The organism is Azoarcus sp. Soil_N_20 (assembly GCF_057656155.1).
In genome coordinates, this window is the sequence record NZ_JBDGKX010000004.1 from 283,007 (window position 1) to 303,425 (window position 20,419).

The following is a 20,419-nucleotide window of genomic DNA, read 5'->3' on the forward strand; positions in this document are numbered from 1 at the left end:
GCGCTAGCGCGCGCAACTGCGAAAGCCGCTGTGCAGATCGTTGCGCTCGGGGGGGAAGAAATTGCGGTAGCGCGGATGCGCCATGCGCGGGCTTGTCGCCCGGCTCGCGCCGCGCAGCACGTAGCGGTCGCCGAACCATGGCGCCGAGTAATCGCGGTACGGGTGGGCCACGAAACCGGGGTAGGGCGCGAAGCGGCTGGCGGTCCATTCCCAAACCTGGCCCCAGCGGAAGGCCGGATGCGTCAGCGCGGCGATTTCCCATTCGGCCTCGCGGGGAAGGCGACGCCCTGCCCAGCGGCACCAGGCGTCGGCCTCGTCCCAGCGCAGATGCACCGCCGGGGCATCCAGCGGCAGCGCCTCCCAGCGGCCGAAAACGCAGCGCTGCCAGCGGCCGTCCTGCCGGCGCAGATAGCGCGGGGGGGCGGCGCCGGTCTGCTCGACGAAAGGCAGGTAGCGGCGCCAGTTCACCACCTCGGAATCGATCTCGAAGGCGGGCACCGTGACCTCGTGGGCGGCGAGTTCGTTGTCGAAGGCGAAGCCGTCCCCGCGCCAGCCGAGCGTCCAGCTCTGCGCCGGGACGCTCAGTGTGCGGGTCTCCGGCACGAGGCCCGCCGGCCCGAGCAGGCGATCGGCGAAACGCGCGGGCAGCGGGATGTCGAGCGCCTGGGCCATGTAGATCCAGGCCTCGCCGTGCATGTCCTCGTGGAACAGCGCGAGGCGGAAGAAATACAGGTCTGCGTCGGTCTCCGGCGTTGCGGCGAGCAGCGCCAGCGCCTCCGCCAGCCCCTCGGCCAGATAGGTGCGGGTCGCGGCGAGATCGGGCAGGTCGAGCTGCCAACGGGTCTCGTGCGCGACCCGGCTCGAGTTGTACAGCGCGTCGGCCTGTGCCAGGCGCCCGGCGGGGCGCTCGTGATCGGGGTCGCAGGCGATGCCTTGCGCGCGCTGCCGGTTGCGGGCGATCCAGTAGTCCTGGAACCAGCCGATATGCCCGGCTTCCCAGCGCGGCGGGTTGAGCTGCGGCGAACAGGGAATCGTCAACGACTCGCCGAGCGCGGCGGCGTAGGCGTCGAGCAGCGCCAGCGTGCGAGCGCGGCTGTCGGCGAGGGCGGCGGCGAGGAGCTGGCGGCCGCCACGGCGGGCGGCTTCGGAGCGGGCAGTGTCGATGTTCATGGGTGGGGCGACGTGTAATGACCGGTGCCTCGAGTATGCCGCAACTGGTGATCGTCAGTCCGGCCCTGCGCGACGCCAACAACGGCAACTGGCAGACGGCGCGGCGCTGGCAGCGCCACCTCGCGGGGGTGGTGCGCGCCCGCATCGTCAAGGCCTGGCCCGATGCGCGCGCCGCCGGCGACGCCGCGATGATCGCGCTGCACGCGCGCCGCTCCGCGGATTCGATCGCGGCCTGGGCCGGCGCGCATCCGGGCGCGGGCCTCGCGGTGGTGCTCACCGGCACCGACCTGTATCGCGACGTCGTCACTGACGCCGCGGCGCGCCGTTCGCTGGAACTCGCGCAGGCGCTCGTCGTACTGCAGGAGTGCGCTCCGCGTTCGCTGCCCACGGCGGTGCGTGCCAAGGCGCGGGTGATCTTCCAGTCCACGCCGGCACGGCCGCTGCTGGCCAAGTCGACGCACCGCCTGCGGGCGGTGATGGTGGGCCACCTGCGCGAAGAGAAGTCGCCGCAGACGCTGTTCGCCGCGGCGCGCTTGCTCGCCGGCCGCGACGACATCCGCATCGACCACATCGGCGATGCGCTCGACCCCGCGCTCGGCGAGGCCGCGCGGGCGACGATGGCTGTGGTGCCGAACTACCGCTGGCTCGGCGGACTCGGCCACGAGGCAGTGCGCCGCCGCATCCAGCGTGCGCATCTGCTGATCCACGCCAGCCGCATGGAAGGCGGCGCGCACGTCGTGATGGAGGCGGCCGCGAGCGGCACGCCGGTGCTGGCGTCGCGCATCGACGGCAACGTCGGCATGCTCGGCGCCGATTACGCCGGATATTTTCCGTGGGGCGACGCCGAGGCGCTGGCGGCGCTGCTGCGGCGCTGCCGCGAAGCGCTCGAGGAACCGGGCGATGACTTCATGCGGCGGCTGGCCGCGCAGTGCCGCCAGCGCGCGCCGCTGTTCGCGCCGGAGCGCGAGCGCGCTGCGCTGCACCGCCTGGTCGGCGATCTGCAGAGGCAACCCGGGGGAGAGATCTGAATGCAGGCAGCGACGACGGCGATCGTGCGCGACATCGTCCTGGTCGGCGGTGGCCACAGCCACGTCGGGGTGCTGCGCATGTTCGCAATGAACCCCGTGCCCGGCCTGCGGCTGACCGTGATCTGCACCGACACCGACACGCCCTACTCGGGCATGCTGCCGGGCTACATCGCCGGGCACTACGCTTTCGACGAGGTGCACATCGACCTGCGGCGGCTTGCCGAATTCGCCGGCGCGCGCTACTTCCGCGACGAGGTGACCGGCATCGACCGCGGTGCGCGCAAGGTGCTGTGCCGCACGCGCCCGCCGGTGCCCTACGACGTGCTGTCGATCAACATCGGTTCGACGCCGCAGCTCGCGCGCGTCGCCGGGGCCGCCGAGCACGCGGTGCCGGTCAAGCCGATCCGCCGCTTCAACGAACGCTGGCTGGCCTTGCTCGAACGCGTGCGCGGTCACGCCGGACCGACCACGATCGCGGTGGTCGGCGCCGGCGCCGGGGGGGTCGAGCTGACGCTGGCGATGCAGTACCGCCTGCGCGGCGAGCTGGCGGCGCTCGGGCGCGACCCGGACGAGCTGCGCTTTCACCTGTTCTCGGCCGACCCGACCATCCTGCCGACCCACAACGCCGCGGTGCGGGGCGCCTTCATGCGGGTGCTGGCCGAACGCGGCATCGTGCTGCACCGCGACGCGGAAGTGACCGCGGTCGCGGCGGGGCGGCTGCAGGTGCGCGACGGCAAAGCACTCGACGCCGACGAGATCGTCTGGGTGACCCAGGCAGGCGGCGCGCCGTGGCTGCGCGACACCGGGCTGGCGCTCGACGCCGACGGCTTCATCCGCGTGCGCGACACGCTGCAAACCGAAACCGATCCACTGATCTTCGCCGCCGGCGACTGCGCGGCGATGGACGGCTGGCCGCTGGAGAAGGCCGGCGTGTTCGCCGTGCGCATGGCCAAGCCGCTGGCCGACAACCTGCGCCGCACCGTGCTGCGCCAGCCCCTGCGGCCTTACCGGCCGCAACGCCGCTGGCTCGCATTGATCAGCACCGGCGACCGTCACGCGGTCGCCTCGCGCGGCTGGATCTTCGCGCGCGGCGACTGGGTGTGGCGCTGGAAGGACTGGATCGACCGCCGCTTCATGCGCCGCTTCGGCGAGTTCCCGGAGATGGACGAGGCCGCCCGGGCGTCGGCCGGTAGCCCGATTCCGCTCGAGGCGGCAGAGCAGGCGCAGGCGATCTCGGCGATCGCGATGCGTTGTGGCGGGTGCGGTGCCAAGGTCGGCGCGACCGTGCTCTCGCGTGCGCTGGCCGGAGTCCATCCGATCGAGCGCGACGACGTGCTGATCGGCCTGCATGCGCCCGACGACGCGGCGGTGCTGCGCGTGCCGCCGGGCCATGCGCTGGTGCACAGCGTCGATTTCTTCCGCGCCTTCATCGACGACCCCTGGGTGTTCGGCCGCATCGCCGCGAATCACGCGCTCGGCGACATCTTCGCGATGGGCGGCGAAGCGCAGTCGGCGACCGCAATCGCGACAGTGCCGCCTGGGCTGGAAAGCAAGGTCGAGGACACGGTGTTCCAGATGATGGCCGGTGCCGTCGAGGTGCTCAACGAGGCCGGCTGCGCGCTGGTCGGAGGCCACACCGGCGAGGGCCGCGAGCTCGCGCTGGGGTTCGCGATCAACGGCCTGATCGACGAGCGCCTCGAGGGCGTCATGCGCAAGGGTGGCATGCGTGCCGGCGACGCGCTGATCCTCACCAAGCCGATCGGCACCGGCACGCTGTTCGCGGCGCACGCGCGGCTGGCGGCGCGCGGGCGCTGGATCGACGCGGCGCTCGCGTCGATGCAGGTTTCCAACCGCGCTGCGGTGCCCTGCCTCACCGCGCACGGCGCGACCGCGTGCACCGACCTCACCGGCTTCGGCCTGCTCGGCCACCTGGTCGAGATGGCCCGGCCCTCGGGGGTCGATGCCGAGATCGACCTGAACGCCTTGCCGCTGCTCGACGGCGCCGCCGAAACCGCCGCCGCCGGCATCCTGAGTTCGCTGCAGCCGGCCAATGTGCGGCTGCGCCGGGCGCTGCGCAACCAGCCCGAGGCGCTGCGGCACCCGGTCTATCCGCTGTTGTTCGACCCGCAGACCGCCGGCGGCCTGCTCGCCAGCGTGCCGGCCGAACACGCCGAGGCCTGCGTTGCCGCGCTGCGGGCGCTGGGCTATGGGCGAACTGTCCGGATCGGCCGCGTGCTCGCCCGGGGTGAGGCGCCCGAACCGATCCGGCTGCTGCTATAACGTGGTCCGCGGCGGATTCCCGCCGTGCCATGTGATCCGTGAAACTACGATTGGAGAACCCGATGATTCCGATGTCCCGCCTGATTTCGCTCTGCGCGCTTGCGCTTTCGCTGATGCTCGGCGCCGCCACCGCCGATGCCCAGGTATTACGTGTGTCGGCGATTCCCGACGAGGCGCCAACCGAGCTGCAGCGCAAGTTCAAGCCGCTCGGGGACTATCTCGAGAAGGAAACCGGCCTCGAGGTGGTGTTCACGCCGGTCAGCGACTATGCCGCTGTCGTCGAGGGGCTGGCGGCGAAGAAGATTGATCTCGCCTGGCTCGGCGGATTCACCTACGTGCAGGCCAAACTGCGCACCAACGGCGAGGCGCTGCCGATCGTCCAGCGCGCCGAAGACGAAGTGTTCACCAGCAAGTTCATCGTGCCGGCCGACAGCCCGGTCAAATCGCTCTCCGAGCTGAAGGGCAAGACCTTCGCCTTCGGTTCGCCCTCGTCGACCTCGGGACACCTGATGCCGCGCTTCTTCCTGCTCCAGGACGGCATCGATCCCGACCGCGACTTCGCCCGCATCGCGTTCTCCGGCGCGCATGACGCGACCGTTGCCTTCGTCGCGTCGGGGCGTGCCGAGGCTGGCGTGCTAAACGCCTCGGTGATGGACAAGCTGCTCGAGAAGGGCGACGCCAATGCCGGCCGGGTCCGGGTCATCGCCACCACGCCGCCGTATTTCGACTACAACTGGACGGTACGCCCCGGCCTCGACGCGGCGCTGCGCGAGAAGATCGCCAACGCCTTCCTCAAGCTCGATCCGGCCGATCCGGCGCACCGGGAGTTGATGGCGCTGCAGCGCGCCTCGAAGTTCGTGCCCACCCGCAGCGAGAACTACGACGGCATCGAGCGCGCGGCGCGCAGTGCCGGACTGATCAAGTAAGCGGCTACGGAGCGCGCATGGGATTCGAACTCGAAAGCGTCGGGCTGACCCACGGCAACGGCTTCCGCGCGCTGCAGCGGATATCGCTGCGCCTGGACAGCGGCGAGCGGATCGCGGTGATCGGGCCCTCGGGCGCCGGCAAGACCAGCCTGATCCGTCTCGTCGGCACCGCGCTGCGCCCGTCGGAAGGGCGGCTCGAGATCCTTGGTGCCAATCCCTGGAGGCTGTCGTCCGGCGGGCTGCGGCGCTTGCGCGCGCGCATCGGCACGATCCACCAGAGCCCGCCGATCCCTCCGCGGCTGCGCGTGGTCACCGCGATCCACGCCGGCCGGCTCGGCCGCTGGCCGGCATGGAAGGGCCTGCTGTCGCTGCTCTATCCGGTCGACATTGCCGGCACGCAGGCGGCACTCGCGCGCGTCGATCTCGCCGACCGCCTGTTCGAGCGCTGCGACCGGCTCTCGGGCGGGCAGTTGCAGCGTGTCGGCATCGCCCGCGTGCTCTATCAGCAGCCGGACATGATCCTCGCCGACGAGCCGGTTTCCGCGCTCGACCCCACGCTCGCCGACGCGGCGCTCGGCGAGCTGGTCGCCGAATCGGGGCGCCGTGGCGCCAGCCTGTTCGCGTCGCTGCACGCGGTCGACCTGGCACTCAAGTGGTTTCCCCGCATCATCGGCCTGCGAGGTGGCGAGATGGCGTTCGACCTGCCGACTGCGCGCGTCACCGATGCGATGCTGCACGAACTCTATGCCGCCGAAGGTGATGCGCTGCCGGTGCAGGCGAGGGATGCGGCGGCCGGCGTAGCCGCCGCGCACGAGGCGGACGCGAAGGTCGTGCGCCTCGACACCTGCCGCGGACGCTGACATGGCCTCGACAATCGAAGTGCTCCCGCCGCCCGATCGCGACCCCGATGCACGGGCACGGCTGGGCTGGACGCTGGTGGCGCTGGTGTTGCTGTGGCCGCTGCTGGTGCTCGCCGAGTTCCGCCCGTGGGCTCTGTTCGAGGCCGGCAACCTGCGGGTCATGGGCAGCTTTCTCGGCGGCTTCCTGCCGCCGGCAAGCTCGCCCGAGTTTCTCGGCTACCTGCTCAAGGCGACGCTCGAGACGATCGCGATCGCCACCGCCGGCATCGCGCTCGCGCTGCTGCTGGCGGTGCCGCTTTCGATCCTGTGCACCCGCGCGCTGGCGGTGTCGCGGATCGGGCCGGGGCCGGGGCGCCTCGGTGGCACTGTGCTGCGCGCGGCGGGGCGGGTGGTGCTGACTTTCCTGCGGGCGATTCCCGAGATCGTGTGGGCGCTGATGTTCGTGCGCGTGCTCGGCCTCGGGCCGGCGGCCGGGGTGCTGGCGCTGGCGATCACCTATGGCGGGATGCTCGGCAAGGTGTACACCGAGATTCTCGAGTCGACCGACACGCGCCCGGCGCGCGCGATCCTCGAAGCCGGCGGCGGACGCTTCGCCGCGCTCGCCTACGGGCTGCTGCCCAATGCCGCACTGGAGCTGACTTCGTACACGATGTATCGCTGGGAATGCGCGGTGCGCGCCTCGGTGATCATGGGCTTCGTCGGCGCCGGCGGGCTCGGACAACTGATGGACCAGTCGATGAAGATGCTCAACGGCGGCGAAGCGGCGACGATCCTCCTGGTCTTCCTGGTGCTGGTGCTGTTCGCCGATGCGCTGAGCGCGACCCTGCGCAGGGCGCTCGCATGAACGGGACGCGCGAGCCCTGCAGCGCACGCGGCGCAGCCGATTTCTGCCTGAGCTGTGTGCTCACCGCCGCGCTGGTGGTCGCCGCGGTGGTGGCGAGCTTCGCCTATCTCGGGATCGACTTTCCCGCGCTGTTCTCGCTAGACGCGGCGGACGACATGGGGCGCTTCGCGGCCTCGTTCTTTCCGCCAGATCTCGACCCCGGCTTCCTGCGCAAGACCGCCTGGGGTGCTTTGCAGACCTTCGCGGTGGCGATGGTCGGCACGCTGCTCGCCGCCGCCGCCGGCCTGCTGCTCGCGCTGCCAGCGGCGGGACGCCACGGCGCGGCCGCCAGCCGGCTGTCGCGCTTCGTGCTCAATCTGCTGCGCAGCGTCCCCGAGCTGGTGTGGGCGACGCTGATGGTGCTGGCCGCCGGGCTCGGCCCGTTTGCCGGGGTGCTGGCACTGGCGCTGCACACCACCGGCGTGCTCGGCCGGCTGTTCGCCGAGGCGATCGAGAACGCGCCGTCGCCGCCCGAACAGAGCCTGCTGGAAGCCGGCAGCGGGGGGGTGCAGGCCTTCGTCTACGGCACGCTGCCGCTGGTGTGGCCGCAATGTGTGGCCTACGGGCTCTACCGGCTGGAGATGAATATCCGCATGGCCGCGGTGCTGGGCTTCGTCGGCGCCGGGGGGCTCGGGCAGATGCTGTACTTCCACCTGTCGATCTTCCAGCAGGCGCAGGCCGCCACCGTGCTGATCGCGATGTTCGTGCTGGTGCTCGCCGTCGACGCGCTGAGCGATCGCCTGCGTGCGCGGATGGCGCGCACTTGATTTCGCGGCGCTCGCATCGGTGCAGGGGAACGGCCGCGTCGTTCGTCCTTCGTTATTTTCGGTCCGGTTTCTCGATGTGCCCGCCGAACTCGAAGCGCATCGCGGACAGCAGCTTGTCGGCAAACTGTGCCTCGCCGCGCGAGCTGAATCGCGAATAGATCGCGGCGCTGAGCACGGGTGCCGGCACGGCCTCGTCGATGGCGGCCTTGATCGTCCACCGTCCCTCGCCGGAATCCGATACCCGGCCGTCGAACTTCGCGAGCGTCGGATCCCTGGTCAGGGCGACCGCGGTCAAGTCCAGCAGCCAAGACGAGATCACGCTGCCGCGACGCCAGAGTTCGGCGATATCGCGCAGATCGAGATCGAACTGGAATTCTTCCGGGTTGCGCAGCGGCGTCGTCTCGGCGTCGTGGAACTGTTCGCGCTTGCCCACGTTCGCGTGGGCCATGATGTTAATGCCTTCCGCATAAGCGGCCATCAGGCCGTACTCGATGCCGTTGTGCACCATCTTGACGAAGTGGCCGGCGCCGCTCGGCCCGCAGTGCAGATAGCCCAGCTCGGCGGTGCCGCTGTGTTTCTGGCGCCCCGGGGTGAGCGGAATGTCACCCACGCCGGGCGCCAGCGTCGCGAACACCGGCTCCAGGCGCTGCACCGCCCGCTCCGGGCCGCCGATCATCAGACAATATCCACGCTCCAGGCCCATCACGCCGCCGCTGGTCCCGCAATCGATGTAGTCGATCTTCCGCGCCGCGAGTTCCCTGGCAATCCGGATGTCGTCCACGTAATAAGAGTTGCCGCCGTCGATGAGGATGTCGCCGGGCCCGAGATGCGGCACGAGATCGGCGATGAGCGGTTCCACGGACGCGCCTGGAATCATCATCCAGATCGCCCGCGGCCGCTCCAGCTTCTGTACCAGGTCCGCGAGCGAGGATGCACCAACGGCACCTTCGCCGGCGAGGTCCTTCACCGCTTCGGGCGACCTGTTGAAGACCACGCACTGATGGCCGCCGTGGAGCAGCCGCCGCACCATGTTGGCACCCATTCTTCCGAGACCGATCATTCCGAGTTGCATGGCCATCTCCTCTTCCGAACCGATTGCCTGACGCTTGTGTTGCGTCTGCGAGCCGGTGGATGGCGGTTCGGCGCCGTTTCATCGTCCAAGCCATCCGGGCCATGGACAAAAGGTACAGCGACAGCGTTCTGCCGTATGTGCGGCGACGAACAGACCGTCCCGGCCCCGCCGCGGAGAATCGATGCCGATCTTGTGCGGGATCGGGTGCGAAGCCGCCGGGGGCGCGCGGTCTGCGTTCTCCGCGCATCGGATGCTGCCCGTGACTATCGCGATCACTCATGACCACAACCGCATCCGACGCCTTCGTTTTCTTCGGTGCCACCGGCGATCTGGCGTACAAGAAGATCTTCCCGGCACTGCAGGCATTAATCCGCGCCGGCGAGCTCGACATGCCGATCATCGGCATGGCTCGCGCCGCCGGAACGCTGGACAAGCTGCGTGAACGTGCGCGCGACAGTCTGGAGCACTATGGCGGCATCGATGCCGATGCGTTCGCCAAACTGTCGGCGCAACTGCAGTACGTCGAGGGCGACTACGCCGATCCGGCGACCTACCGGCGCCTGAAGCGGGCCCTGGGCACCGCCACCCGGCCGCTGCACTACATGGCGATTCCGCCCGGCATGTTCGGCACCGTGGTGCACGGCCTGGCGCAGGCGGGCTGCGCCGACGGCGCCCGCATCATCGTCGAGAAGCCGTTCGGTCGCGACCTCGCGTCCGCGCAGGCGCTCAACCGCACGCTGCACGAAGTCTTCCCCGAAGCGGCGGTGTTCCGGATCGATCATTACCTCGGCAAGGAGGCGGTGCAGAACCTGCTGTATTTCCGCTTCGCCAACGCCTTCCTCGAGCCGGTCTGGAACCGCAACTACGTCGATAGCGTGCAGATCACCATGGCCGAGGACTTCGGCGTGCAGGGTCGCGGCGCGTTCTTCGAGGAGGTCGGCACGCTCCGCGACGTGGTGCAGAACCACATGCTGCAGGTCATCGCGCTGCTGGCGATGGATGCACCGGCCGGGCGCGATCCAGTGTCCGTGCGCGCGGAGAAGCTGCGGCTGTTCCGCGCGATGCGGCCGCTGAACCCGGCTTGCGTGGTGCGTGGCCAGTTCCGCGGCTATCGCGACGAGCAAGGCGTAGCGGCGGATTCCCAGGTCGAGACCTTTGCCGCGCTGTGTCTGCACATCGACACCTGGCGCTGGAGCGGCGTGCCGTTCTACATCCGCGCCGGCAAGTGCCTGCCGATCACCACCACCGAAGTCAGGGTGAACCTGAAGTGTCCGCCGCTGGCGATCTTCGACGAGATCAGCCCGGCCACCTCGAACTATTTCCGCTTCCGCCTGAGTCCGGAGGTGACGATCTCGGCGGGCGCGCGCGTCAAGCAGCACGGCGACGAAATGCGCGGCTATCCGGTGGAACTGATCGCCCGTCACGAGCCACGCAGCGAGATTTTGCCTTACGAGCGTCTGTTGCGCGATGCGCTGCGCGGCGAGCCGGCGCTGTTCACGCATGGCGACAGCGTCGAAGCGGCGTGGCGGGTGATCGAACCGGCGCTCGCCGATGCCGTGCCAGTGCTGGAGTACGAGCCCGGTAGCTGGGGTCCATCGGCGGCCGCGGACATCGTGGTCAGCGACGAGGGCTGGCACGATCCAAAGCCCGAGGAGACGGCGCCGTGCTGACGCCGTTCGATCCATGACGATCAGTCCAGTGGCCGGTAGCGGCCCCGACGGGGTTGCTGGTTGGCGTGCCGACGCTGCAGCAGGGCACCGCCTGAAAGGCAATGAGATGTGCCAAAGGTGAGTATCTGGCTTGGGGAAGATCAGGTGCCGAGCGGGTGTCGGCATGATGGGGGGAATGGGCACGACGTGAGCACGAGTGCGATGCCGGTCCGAGCGCCAAAACAAAAAAACCAACCACCGTGTAGTGATTGGTTCTCTTGATGAATCTTGGTTGCGGGGCCCGATTCGATCGTTATTTCACCGAGCAAAAAAATCGGCTGCGCTAGTTCGGCGGTCAGCGCACCGTCTTCCGGGATAAGGCGGTCTTCGCTGCCCACGATCTTGCGGATCGCCTCGCGTGCGCTGGCGATGTCATCGACCGCTTCCAGTCTGGCCACCAGGTCGCGGTAGATCTCTCGGACCCTGGGTAGGATCTGCGTCGGATCGAAGCGCTCGATCGCGGTAAGCTCGGCCTGCGCGTCGACTACCTGGCGCTCGGCCTCCATCAATGCCGCCTTGGTGGTGGGGGTGATGATGCCAGCGCGGATCGCCGCCATCAGGTTGTCGAGCTCCTTGCGCGCGTGCGCGAGCTTCCGCTTTGAGACGCCCGGGTCAAGCTTGGCCTGCTTCAACAGCGCACATGCCTCCGTTTCGAAGGCCCGGTAGGCCGCGTCCGAAAGGAGCGAGTCTTTGATGCCGGCCAGCAGTACCTTTTCGATGGTCGCGCGCCGCACCTTCAACCGGTTCCCACACACCGACGGACCGCGGATCTTGTGCGTTGCGCATCCGTAATCCGTGCGCCCCTGGATCACGAACGCTCCACCACACTCACCGCACTTCAGGAGCCCGGAGAAAAGGTACTTCGGCGCACGTCCGCCAGAGCCCTTGCCGGCTTTCCGTTTCGCGGCGGTGTTACGCTTCACCTCCCGGGCGCGCGCCTCGCATGCTCTCCACAGCTCGTCGTCGACGATCTTGACCTGGGGCGAGTCGATAATCACCCACTCCGACATCGGGCGCAGCGTGCGCCGGCGCCGACCGGTTGCCGGATCCTTGATCCAGGCGGTGCGGTTCCACACCTGGCGGCCGTTGTAGATGGGATTCCCGAGCATGCCCACGCCCTTGCTGTCGGGGTAGAGCGCAGAGTGCGCACAGGTGCCGCCGCGGGGGCTCGCAACGCCCCGACGGTTGAGCTCGTCGGCGAGCTGTCGTGGACTCGCGCCAGCGGCATAGCGCTCGAAGACGAAGTGGCCCCAGCGCGCCTGCTCCTCGTCGATGAGACGGCGGTTGCCATTGCCGTCGAATTCGCTTCGGTACCCATATGGCAGACCTCCCGTGCTGTAGCCCTCCAGCGCCTGGCCCATGAGGCCGCGGTGCGTCTTCTTCGCCAGATCGTCGAGGTACCACTCGCTCATCAACCCGCGAAGGCCCGTCTCGAGCTTGTAGCCGTCGCGACTGGTGTCCGTTCCATCCGACACGCCAATGATGCATAGCTTCCGGCCGGCGAGGGGGGCGGTCTCCGCCGGGAGCGAGGGTCGGTCTGATCAGGCGCGAATCCGGGTGAGGCGCGGAGCGCATCCAGTTCGTGAAAGTCTCCGGTCCGGGCGTTACCGACCTGGTGATGGGAGCGCTGTACAGACGCGAGGCGTCGAGCAATCAGGTGAATGAATGGAGGGATAAGTATTCACACGATTTGTGGGTCCTATGGATAAGAAGCGTTTCCCCTGATCAACCCAGCTTACTAATCTGCTTCCCACGGACAGCAAGACCTTCGGTCAATCGGGGTGATCTTGCTGAAGATAAAAACTTCTGGAGGAGATACCAGAGCCATGGGAACAAGAATCCCGCGTTTGTCGTCCATCGCGATCGCATCGATGATGGTCACTGGCGCCCACGCCTTCGAGATCGATGCCGGAGATTCCGGGATCAAGGTGCAGTGGGACACGACGGTCAAGTACAGTGCCGCGGCGCGGCTGCATGGACAGCAGTCCGAGCTTTCCACCCGGGCCCCGGCTGCGCCGAACCAGAACGACGGCAACAACAACTTCGGGCGCGGGCTGGTTTCGAACCGTATCGATCTGCTGACCGAACTCGACGTCACCACCGAGCGCTACGGTGCTCGCATCAGCGGCGCTGCCTGGTATGACACGGTCTACAACCGGTCCAACGACAACAACACGCTCACCGCGAACCATGTGCAGGGAGACCGCTTCTCCAGCGAGACGCGCCGGATCATGGGGCGGGATGCGGAGCTGCTCGACGCCTTCGTGTTCGGCCGCTTCGACATGGGCGAGCGACTGGCCACGGTGCGGCTCGGTCGTCACTCCCTGCTGTGGGGCGAAAGCCTGTTCTTCGGTGCCAACGGCATTGCGGGCGGTCAGGCGCCGGTTGACGTGGTCAAGGCGCAGTCGGTACCGAACTCCCAGTTCAAGGAGATCATCCGCCCCACCGGCAAGCTCTCCGGCAACTTCCCGCTCTCGGACACGGTTTCCGTGGGCGCCTATGTCGGATATGAATGGGAAGCGAGCAGGCTGCAGCCCGTCGGTGCGTATCTGAGCAGTTCGGATACGCTGGGTCCCGAGGGCGGGGAGCGGATTCTCGCCGGTCCGTTCCAGTTCCTCCGGCAGTCCGAGCTGGAAGCGAGCGACAGTGGGCAGTATGGCCTGCAACTGCGCTGGCTCGCGGAAAGCATCGACACCGATTTCGGCTTCTATGCCATCCGCTATCACGCGATGTCGCCCAGCAACATCTGGACGACGGTGGTCGGGGTGCCGCCGGCCACGACGCCGAGCAGCTATCGCTGGGTGTATCACGAGGGCATTCGCGCCTACGGTGTCAGCGCGGCCAGGACAATCGGCAGCTGGAGCCTGGGTGCCGAGGTATCGGTCCGCGAGAACGCGCCACTCTCCAGCGCCGGTCAGACCATCCTGCCGAGCATCGGCGTCAATACCGGATTCGACAACAACAGGAATCCGGGCTATGCGGTGGGGCGCACGGGGCATGCGCAGTTGTCCTGGATTGCCTCCCTGGGGCCGTCGCCGCTGTACCAGGAGGCGTCCTTTACCGGCGAGGTGGCGTGGAACCGCGTGCTGTCGGTGTCGGAGAACCGGCACATGCTCAATCCGGTCGCCGACCGCGATGCGGCTTCGATCCGCATGGTGTTCGCGCCGACCTACCGCCAGGTGCTGCCGGGCCTGGATCTGAGCGTGCCGGTCGGGATCAGCTACACCGAAGGGCGCTCCGCCGCGGTGGGGCCGGCCTTCGGCGTGCATCGCGGCGGCGACTTCAATATCGGTCTGCAGGGCACCTATCTCAACCGCTACGTGATCTCGCTCTCCTATGTGAACTTCTACGGGCCGACCGGACCTTCGACCAACGCCCAGAACCTCACCCAATTCAAGCAGGCGCTCCAGGACCGCGACTACGTGTCCGTGTCGCTGCGCACGACCTTCTGACGGAGGCACCCAGATGACTCTCACACCCCGAATCCGCACCCTGGCGCTTGCCTGCGCCGCCGCTATCACCTTCGCCGCGCAAGCGGCCTCGCCCCAGGACGCTGCCCGTCTGAAGGGTGACCTGACACCGCTGGGCGCCGAGCGTGCCGGCAACAAGGATGGCTCCATTCCCGCATGGACGGGTGGCTTCAAGGGCGCCATCGCGGGCGAGTCTGCCAAGGGCAAGCGCGGCGACCCCTTCCCCGGCGAGAAGCCCCTGTATTCGGTGACCGCCGCGAACATGGATCAGTACGCCGAGAAGCTCAGCGACGGGGTCAAGGCGATGCTGAAGAAGTATCCGGACAGCTATCGTCTGGACGTTTACCCCACGCACCGCACCGCCTATGCACCGCAATGGGTCTACGACAACACCGCGCAGAACCTGGCGCGCGGCAAGCTCGAGAACTCCATTCCGACCGGCGTCTATGGCGGCATTCCGTTTCCGATCCCGCAGAACGGCGAGGAGGCGATCTGGAATCACAAGCTGTCGTGGCGCGGCACCTCGTGGGAGGCAGCGTTGAATCAGTACCAGATCACTGCCGACGGCAAGGTGGTGCTGACGACCGACGGCAAGATCCGCCAGCGCATGCCTTATTACTACGAGGAAGGCAAGGCGGACACCTTCGATGGCTACTTCTGGGAGGTCAACCTGGTCAATGACGGTCCGCCGATTCGCGCCGGGGAGATGATTGTCGGCCGCCAGAGCGTCGACGAGACGAAGTCCGCCACCTATGTGTACCTCACCGGCCAGCGCCGCGTGCGCAAGCTGCCCAATGCCTGCTGCGACACGCCGACGCCGGCCACCGCCGGCATGATGTCCTTCGACGAGCTCAGCGTGTTCTCGGGAAAGACGACCTTGTTCGACTGGAAGCTGGTGGGCAAGAAGGAACTGCTGGTGCCCTACAACCAGAACCGCTTCCTCCAGGCCAGGGATGCCGAGGTCATCAAGGGCAACCATCTGAATCCGGATCACGTGCGCTGGGAGCTGCATCGCGTCTGGGTGGTCGAGGCGACGCTCAAGGATGGTCAGCGCCATCAGGCGCCGCGCAGCGTCTATTACCTCGATGAGGACACCTGGCAAGCGGTGCTCGGCGACCGCTGGGACGCCAAGGGCCAGCTGTGGAAGTCACTGTGGATGTTCAATTACGTCATGCCCGACATCGGCGGACTGGTGCAGCAGACCTTCGGCTTCTACGACCTGCTGTCCGGCCAGGGCTATGTCGCCAACGTGCTGAACGACAAGTCCTTCCATCACCGGTCCACCGAGCGTTGGCCGACCTCCACCTTCACCGGTGACGGTCTTGCTGCCCAAGGCGTGCGCTGAGACCGATGCGCCCAGCGCGAGGGGGCAGTTCGTCCGCTCCCTCGTGGCGCCCAAGACCATGAACAACAGAATACTTCTTGCACTGCTGGTGTGCGCGTCCTTGCTCAGCCCGGCGGCCGCAGCGGCGCCGGTGGCCGACGCGCTGCAACGCCCTGCCTTGCAGGTGCGCCAGCCGGAGCGCGCCGTCCTGCTGTCTGCGGCCAGGGCGGGCGAGCGCATTGTCGCGGTTGGAGAGCGCGGGATCATCACCGTGTCCGACGACGCCGGCACAAGCTGGCGCCAGGTGCCGAGTCCGGTTGCGGTGACGCTGACCACCGTGCGTTTCGCCGACTCCAGCAATGGCGTCGTGGTTGGCCACGGCGGTACGGTGCTGACGACGGCGGACGGGGGCGAGCGCTGGGTGCGTCGTCTCGACGGGGTCAAGGCGGCCGAGCTGGCGCTCGCTGCCGCTCGGGCGTCCGGCGACGAAGCGCGCATCCGCAACGCCGGTTTCCTGGTTTCCGATGGACCGGACAAGCCCTTCTTCGACGCCCTCGTGTTCGATGCACGACGCATGCTGGTCGTGGGCGCCTACGGACTCGCCTTCCATACCGAGGACGGCGGCGAGAGCTGGACGTCGTGGATGGACCGCCTCGACAACCCGAGGGGCATGCATCTTTACGCCGTGCGCCAGCGCGACGACACGCTGCTGCTGGCCGGCGAGCAAGGGCTGCTGCTGCGCTCGGTGGATGGGGGCGATCGCTTCGAGCGGCTCGAATCGCCGTATGAGGGCAGCTTCTTCACCGCCGAACTGCCGGGCGGATCCGGGATGCTGGTCGCGGGCCTGCGCGGCAACATCTGGCGATCGCCGGACGGGGGTGCCAGCTGGACCCAGCTGGAATCACCGATGCCCGCGTCGATCACCGCGTCGACGGTCGGTGCCGACGGGACGGTCCTGCTCGCCAATCAGGCCGGTTTCGTGCTGCGCCTGTCGGGCGAGACCCTGGCCCCGATCAATCGCAAACCCCTGCCCATGCCGAGCGCGCTGCTCGAAGGTCGCGACGGCCAGCTCTTGCTGCTGGGCATCGCGGGTGTGACGCGCCTGCCGCCCACCAAGGTGGCGCAATGAGGAATCCGGACGTGACCCCCTCCAGAGAAATCCCGCCGCCCCCGGCTGGCGGGATGTCGGACTTCGATCCGCGCTCCGGCTCGTGGCTCGAGCGCCTGCTGTTCAACAACCGCCTGCTCGTCATCCTGTTGTGCGCGCTGGTGACGCTCGTGCTCGGCTGGCAGGCGACCAGGCTGGCGCTCAACGCCAGCTTCGAGAAGACCATCCCCACCCATCACGCCTACATCCAGAACTATCTCGCCTACCAGTCCCAGCTGACCGGGCTGGGCAATGCGGTGCGCGTTGCGGTGGTCAATCCGCGCGGCAGCATCTACGACGCAGCCTACCTGGAGACCCTGCGCCGGCTCAGCGACGAGATCTTCCTGATGCCCGGGGTCGACCGTACCGGCATGAAGTCGCTGTGGACCCCGAGCACGCGCTGGGTGGGTGTCACCGAGGACGGGCTGGAAGGCGGTCCGGTGATTCCCGATGGCTACGACGGGTCGCCCGAAAGGCTCGAGCAGCTCGCCACCAATGTCGCCCGCTCGGGCGAGATCGGTCAGCTGGTCGCGCGCGATGCGCAGTCATCCGTGATCTACGTACCCCTGCTCGCACGCGATGCCGAGGGCCGCGCGCTCGACTATGCGCAACTGGCGGAGAAACTCGAGGCGCTGCGTGCCCGCTATGAACTCGAAGGCGTCGAGGTCCGCATCACCGGGTTTGCCAAGATCATCGGCGACCTGATCGAGGGTGTGCGCGCGGTGTTGCTGTTCTTCGCCCTCGCGGTGGCGATCGCGGCGGCCATGGTGTTCGCCTTCACCCGCTGCCTGCGCTCGAGTGCGCTGGTCGTGCTGACCTCGCTCATCGCCGTGGTCTGGCAGCTCGGACTGTTGCCGGTGCTGGGCCAGGCGCTCGACCCCTACTCGATCCTGGTGCCGTTCCTGGTCTTCGCCATCGGCATGAGCCACGGTGCGCAGAAGATGAACGGCATCATGCAGGACGTGGGGCGTGGCGCGTACAAGCTGGTCGCCGCGCGCTTCACTTTCCGCCGCCTGTTCCGCACCGGGATGGCGGCGCTGGTCACCGACGCGTTCGGTTTCGCGGTGCTGCTGGTGATCGACATCCCGGTGATCCGCGAGCTGGCAATCGCCGCCTCGATCGGCGTGGCGGTGCTGATCTTCACCAACCTGGTGTTGCTGCCCATCCTGCTGTCCTACGCCGGGGTCAGCGCCACGGCCGCGGCACGCAGCCTGCAGGCGGAGCAGGGCGATGGCGCCAGGCATCCGCTGTGGCGCACGCTGGACCGCTTCACCCAGCGCCGGTGGGCCACGGCCACCGTGCTCGCGGCGATCGCGCTGGCGGTCGGTGGCCAGACCGTCTCCAGCCGGCTGCAGATCGGCGACCTCGATCCCGGTGCCCCCGAGCTGCGCGCCGATAGCCGCTACAACCGCGATGTCGCCTTCCTCAACAGTGCCTATGGCGCCTCCAGCGACGTGCTCGCGGTGATGGTCCGTACCCCGGAAGGGCAGTGTTCCGAGTACGAGACGCTGAACAAGGTCGACGCGCTCGAATGGCAGCTGCGCCAGCTCGACGGTGTGGAGTCGACCAACACCCTGGCGCTGCTCAACCGTCGTGTGCTGGTCGGCCTCAATGAGGGCAACCCGAAGTGGTACGAGTTCCTGCCCAACCAGGACATGCTCAACACGGTGACGGCCGGGGCGCCGCGCGGCCTGTACAACGATGCCTGCGGTCTGCTGACGATCTACGTCTATCTGCAGGACCACAAGGCCGACACCCTGACGCGGACGGTCGAGCATATCGAGGCCTTCGCCCGCGACAACGACACCGACGAGGTCAAGTTCCTGCTCGCTGCGGGGCCGGCCGGGATCGAGGCGGCGACCAACATGGTGGTCAAGGATGCGTGGCGCGACATGCAGCTGTGGATCTACTCGATCGTGATCGTGCTGGTGCTGATCACCTTCCGCTCGTGGCGCGCGGTGCTGGTCGCCGTTCTGCCGCTGGCACTCACTTCGATCCTCGCCGAGGCGCTCATGGTCCTGCTCGGCATGGGGGTCAAGGTGGCGACGCTGCCGGTGATCGCCATCGGTGTCGGCATCGGGGTGGACTACGCGCTGTACATCCTGTCGGTCACGCTCGCGCAACTGCGCGCGGGCAAGAGCCTGTCCGAGGCGTATTACAGCGCGCTGATCTTCACCGGCAAGGTGGTGATGCTGACCGGGGTCACGCTCGCGATCGGCGTGATCACCTGGGTGGCCAGCCCGATCAAGTTCCAGGCCGACATGGGGCTGCTGCTGGCCTTCATGTTCCTGTGGAACATGCTCGGCGCGCTGATCCTGCTGCCGGCGCTGGCGCACTTCCTGCTGAAACCGGCACGGCGTGCCGAGCTGCCGGTGCAGGCCTTCGCCCGTCCGCCAGCCGACCCGGCCCACCCGGTTGATCCGGTCCACGCGGCCGGTCCGATCCTCGTGGCCGTCCCCGCCCGATCCTGAGCGCGGAGCGCATCCATGTACCGACATCTGCGCGTTCCGATCGACGTCTCGTTCGAGCAGCTTTTTACGCGCCTGCCGAACCTCGCTACGGGTCTGCCGCAGCCGGGTCCTGTGCGCTGAATCACAACCAGGAGTTCAAATGTTCCGTTACTTCCCCACCAACTACGTCTGGAACCTGTCGGTCAACCTGGCCATCGAGATGGGCGCCCGTATCGGCGAGATCGAGGAAATGTGTGCACCGCTGCAAGAGGCTGCGAGGCAGCCCGACGCCGCCGGCACGCAGGCCTTCCGCGAAACCTGGTCGAAGATGGCCGACAAGCTGTGCGAGCTGGCGCAGGAGGACGAGGCCCGCGGGCGCCTGCTGTCGGCCGGCGAAAAATACAACCGCGCGGCGACCTATTACCTGACTTGCGAGCGCCTGCAGGCCCATGGTGCGCCGGGGCGGATGGCGCTTTATCAGCGCTTCCTCGAGGTCTTCGCGCGCGGTTTTGCGCTGTCGCGCGAGAACTGCGAGCGCGTCGAGATCCCGTATGAGGGCAAGGTCATTTCCGGCCTGTACGTGCGCGCCGAGGGCGTGACCGGGCGGGCGCCCGTTCTCGTTCAGCTCAACGGTCTGGATTCGACCAAGGAGATGAAGTACCGCGTCGGTCTGCCCGCGTGGCTGGCCCGCCGCGGGGTGTCGTCGCTGATCATCGACCAGCCCGGCACCGGAGAAGCCTTGCGTCTGCATGGCATGACTGCCCGTTTTGATACCGAGCACTGGGCCAGTCGCGTCGTCGACTGGCTCGAGACACGCGACGATGTCGATGCCACTCGCATCGGCCTCGAGGGCGTCTCGCTGGGCGGCTACTACTGCCCGCGCGCGGTTGCCTTCGAGCCGCGCTTCGCCTGCGGCGTGGTGTGGGGTGCCAACCACGACTGGCGCGACGTGCAGAAGCGTAGGCTGGAGAAGGAGGGCAGTTTCCCGGTACCGCACTACTGGGCGCACGTGTGCTGGGTCTGGGGGGCGAAGGACGTCGACGACTTCATGCGCATTGCCGAGGACGTGCATCTGGACGGGGTCGTCGAACAGATCCGTGTGCCCTTCCTGGTGACGCATGGTGAGCAGGATTCACAGATTCCGTTGAAGTGGGCGCATCGCACCTATGAGCAGCTCGTCAACAGCCCCAGACGTGAGCTGAAGATCTTTACCGAGCGCGAGGGGGGGGTACAGCACTCGAGCTTCGACAACAGCATCAATGCCGGTCAGTACATCGCCGACTGGGTCGCTGAAACACTGGGCGGTCGCACCGCTTGAACCAAGGAGAGCACG

At 67.9% G+C, this 20,419-nt stretch carries 15 protein-coding genes; 12 read left to right on the forward strand and 3 right to left on the reverse strand.

All coding sequences use genetic code 11. The annotated features are described in order from the left end of the window. Window positions 1-3: 3 nt before the first annotated feature. Entirely contained in the window at window positions 4-1,170 is a 1,167-nt protein-coding gene (gene senA, locus AC3A35_RS10765; RefSeq protein WP_487436069.1) for a selenoneine synthase SenA, read from the reverse strand. Window positions 1,171-1,187: 17 nt separating this feature from the next. On the opposite strand from senA, the gene senB reads away from it, so the two are divergent. The 6 genes from senB to phnE all read left to right on the forward strand — a co-directional run bounded on the left by senB (window position 1,188) and on the right by phnE (window position 7,914). Beyond that, window positions 1,188-2,198, forward strand: coding sequence for a selenoneine biosynthesis selenosugar synthase SenB (gene senB, locus AC3A35_RS10770; RefSeq protein ID WP_487436071.1), 1,011 nt, complete (start codon window positions 1,188-1,190; stop codon window positions 2,196-2,198). Continuing rightward, entirely contained in the window at window positions 2,199-4,478 is a 2,280-nt protein-coding gene (gene selD, locus AC3A35_RS10775) for a selenide, water dikinase SelD (protein ID WP_487436072.1), read from the forward strand. It abuts the gene before it with no gap. 62 nt (window positions 4,479-4,540) lie between these two features. Beyond that, window positions 4,541-5,404 (forward strand): putative selenate ABC transporter substrate-binding protein, encoded by an 864-nt coding sequence (locus AC3A35_RS10780; RefSeq protein WP_487436074.1) that lies wholly within the window; start codon window positions 4,541-4,543, stop codon window positions 5,402-5,404. A gap of 17 nt (window positions 5,405-5,421) precedes the next feature. Further along, complete coding sequence (locus AC3A35_RS10785) at window positions 5,422-6,264, forward strand: phosphonate ABC transporter ATP-binding protein (protein ID WP_487436075.1); 843 nt, start codon at window positions 5,422-5,424, stop codon at window positions 6,262-6,264. A gap of 1 nt (window position 6,265) precedes the next feature. Continuing rightward, the gene (locus AC3A35_RS10790) at window positions 6,266-7,108 is read left to right on the forward strand and encodes a PhnE/PtxC family ABC transporter permease (protein ID WP_487436076.1); all 843 of its coding nucleotides are present in this window, start codon (window positions 6,266-6,268) and stop codon (window positions 7,106-7,108) included. Beyond that, window positions 7,105-7,914, forward strand: a complete 810-nt coding sequence (gene phnE, locus AC3A35_RS10795) for a phosphonate ABC transporter, permease protein PhnE (protein WP_487436077.1) — start codon at window positions 7,105-7,107, stop codon at window positions 7,912-7,914. Before AC3A35_RS10790 ends, phnE begins: the two co-directional genes overlap by 4 nt. A gap of 52 nt (window positions 7,915-7,966) precedes the next feature. On the opposite strand, the gene gnd is transcribed toward phnE, so the two are convergent. Next, entirely contained in the window at window positions 7,967-8,992 is a 1,026-nt protein-coding gene (gnd, locus tag AC3A35_RS10800; protein WP_487436079.1) for a phosphogluconate dehydrogenase (NAD(+)-dependent, decarboxylating), read from the reverse strand. A gap of 272 nt (window positions 8,993-9,264) precedes the next feature. On the opposite strand from gnd, the gene zwf reads away from it, so the two are divergent. Further along, window positions 9,265-10,656, forward strand: coding sequence for a glucose-6-phosphate dehydrogenase (zwf, locus tag AC3A35_RS10805; protein WP_487436080.1), 1,392 nt, complete (start codon window positions 9,265-9,267; stop codon window positions 10,654-10,656). Between the two features lie 140 nt (window positions 10,657-10,796). On the opposite strand, the gene AC3A35_RS10810 is transcribed toward zwf, so the two are convergent. Continuing rightward, complete coding sequence (locus AC3A35_RS10810) at window positions 10,797-12,170, reverse strand: recombinase family protein (RefSeq protein ID WP_487436081.1); 1,374 nt, start codon at window positions 12,168-12,170, stop codon at window positions 10,797-10,799. 351 nt (window positions 12,171-12,521) lie between these two features. On the opposite strand from AC3A35_RS10810, the gene AC3A35_RS10815 reads away from it, so the two are divergent. The 5 genes from AC3A35_RS10815 to AC3A35_RS10835 all read left to right on the forward strand — a co-directional run bounded on the left by AC3A35_RS10815 (window position 12,522) and on the right by AC3A35_RS10835 (window position 20,404). Continuing rightward, a complete protein-coding gene (locus tag AC3A35_RS10815) occupies window positions 12,522-14,147 on the forward strand; it encodes a DUF1302 domain-containing protein (RefSeq protein ID WP_487436082.1) in 1,626 nt (541 codons plus the stop codon). A 13-nt stretch (window positions 14,148-14,160) separates the two neighbouring features. After that, window positions 14,161-15,510: a DUF1329 domain-containing protein gene (locus tag AC3A35_RS10820; RefSeq protein WP_487436083.1), complete on the forward strand. Its 1,350-nt coding sequence runs from the start codon at window positions 14,161-14,163 to the stop codon at window positions 15,508-15,510. Between the two features lie 58 nt (window positions 15,511-15,568). Next, window positions 15,569-16,618, forward strand: coding sequence for a WD40/YVTN/BNR-like repeat-containing protein (locus AC3A35_RS10825; protein ID WP_487436084.1), 1,050 nt, complete (start codon window positions 15,569-15,571; stop codon window positions 16,616-16,618). Beyond that, entirely contained in the window at window positions 16,615-19,107 is a 2,493-nt protein-coding gene (locus tag AC3A35_RS10830; protein ID WP_487436085.1) for an efflux RND transporter permease subunit, read from the forward strand. The genes AC3A35_RS10825 and AC3A35_RS10830 overlap by 4 nt, the downstream gene beginning before the upstream one ends. Window positions 19,108-19,246: 139 nt before the next feature. Next, window positions 19,247-20,404: an alpha/beta hydrolase family protein gene (locus tag AC3A35_RS10835; RefSeq protein ID WP_487436086.1), complete on the forward strand. Its 1,158-nt coding sequence runs from the start codon at window positions 19,247-19,249 to the stop codon at window positions 20,402-20,404. Window positions 20,405-20,419: the final 15 nt, after the last annotated feature.

What these genes read in the sequence shown, in the direction of transcription:
- senA (WP_487436069.1), bottom strand. Translation starts at nt 1,170, where the DNA reads ATGAACATCGACACTGCCCGCTCCGAAGCCGCCCGCCGTGGCGGCCGC.
- senB (WP_487436071.1), top strand. Translation starts at nt 1,188, where the DNA reads ATGACCGGTGCCTCGAGTATGCCGCAACTGGTGATCGTCAGTCCGGCC.
- selD (WP_487436072.1), top strand. Translation starts at nt 2,199, where the DNA reads ATGCAGGCAGCGACGACGGCGATCGTGCGCGACATCGTCCTGGTCGGC.
- AC3A35_RS10780 (WP_487436074.1), top strand. Translation starts at nt 4,541, where the DNA reads ATGATTCCGATGTCCCGCCTGATTTCGCTCTGCGCGCTTGCGCTTTCG.
- AC3A35_RS10785 (WP_487436075.1), top strand. Translation starts at nt 5,422, where the DNA reads ATGGGATTCGAACTCGAAAGCGTCGGGCTGACCCACGGCAACGGCTTC.
- AC3A35_RS10790 (WP_487436076.1), top strand. Translation starts at nt 6,266, where the DNA reads ATGGCCTCGACAATCGAAGTGCTCCCGCCGCCCGATCGCGACCCCGAT.
- phnE (WP_487436077.1), top strand. Translation starts at nt 7,105, where the DNA reads ATGAACGGGACGCGCGAGCCCTGCAGCGCACGCGGCGCAGCCGATTTC.
- gnd (WP_487436079.1), bottom strand. Translation starts at nt 8,992, where the DNA reads ATGGCCATGCAACTCGGAATGATCGGTCTCGGAAGAATGGGTGCCAAC.
- zwf (WP_487436080.1), top strand. Translation starts at nt 9,265, where the DNA reads ATGACCACAACCGCATCCGACGCCTTCGTTTTCTTCGGTGCCACCGGC.
- AC3A35_RS10815 (WP_487436082.1), top strand. Translation starts at nt 12,522, where the DNA reads ATGGGAACAAGAATCCCGCGTTTGTCGTCCATCGCGATCGCATCGATG.
- AC3A35_RS10820 (WP_487436083.1), top strand. Translation starts at nt 14,161, where the DNA reads ATGACTCTCACACCCCGAATCCGCACCCTGGCGCTTGCCTGCGCCGCC.
- AC3A35_RS10825 (WP_487436084.1), top strand. Translation starts at nt 15,569, where the DNA reads ATGAACAACAGAATACTTCTTGCACTGCTGGTGTGCGCGTCCTTGCTC.
- AC3A35_RS10830 (WP_487436085.1), top strand. Translation starts at nt 16,615, where the DNA reads ATGAGGAATCCGGACGTGACCCCCTCCAGAGAAATCCCGCCGCCCCCG.
- AC3A35_RS10835 (WP_487436086.1), top strand. Translation starts at nt 19,247, where the DNA reads ATGTTCCGTTACTTCCCCACCAACTACGTCTGGAACCTGTCGGTCAAC.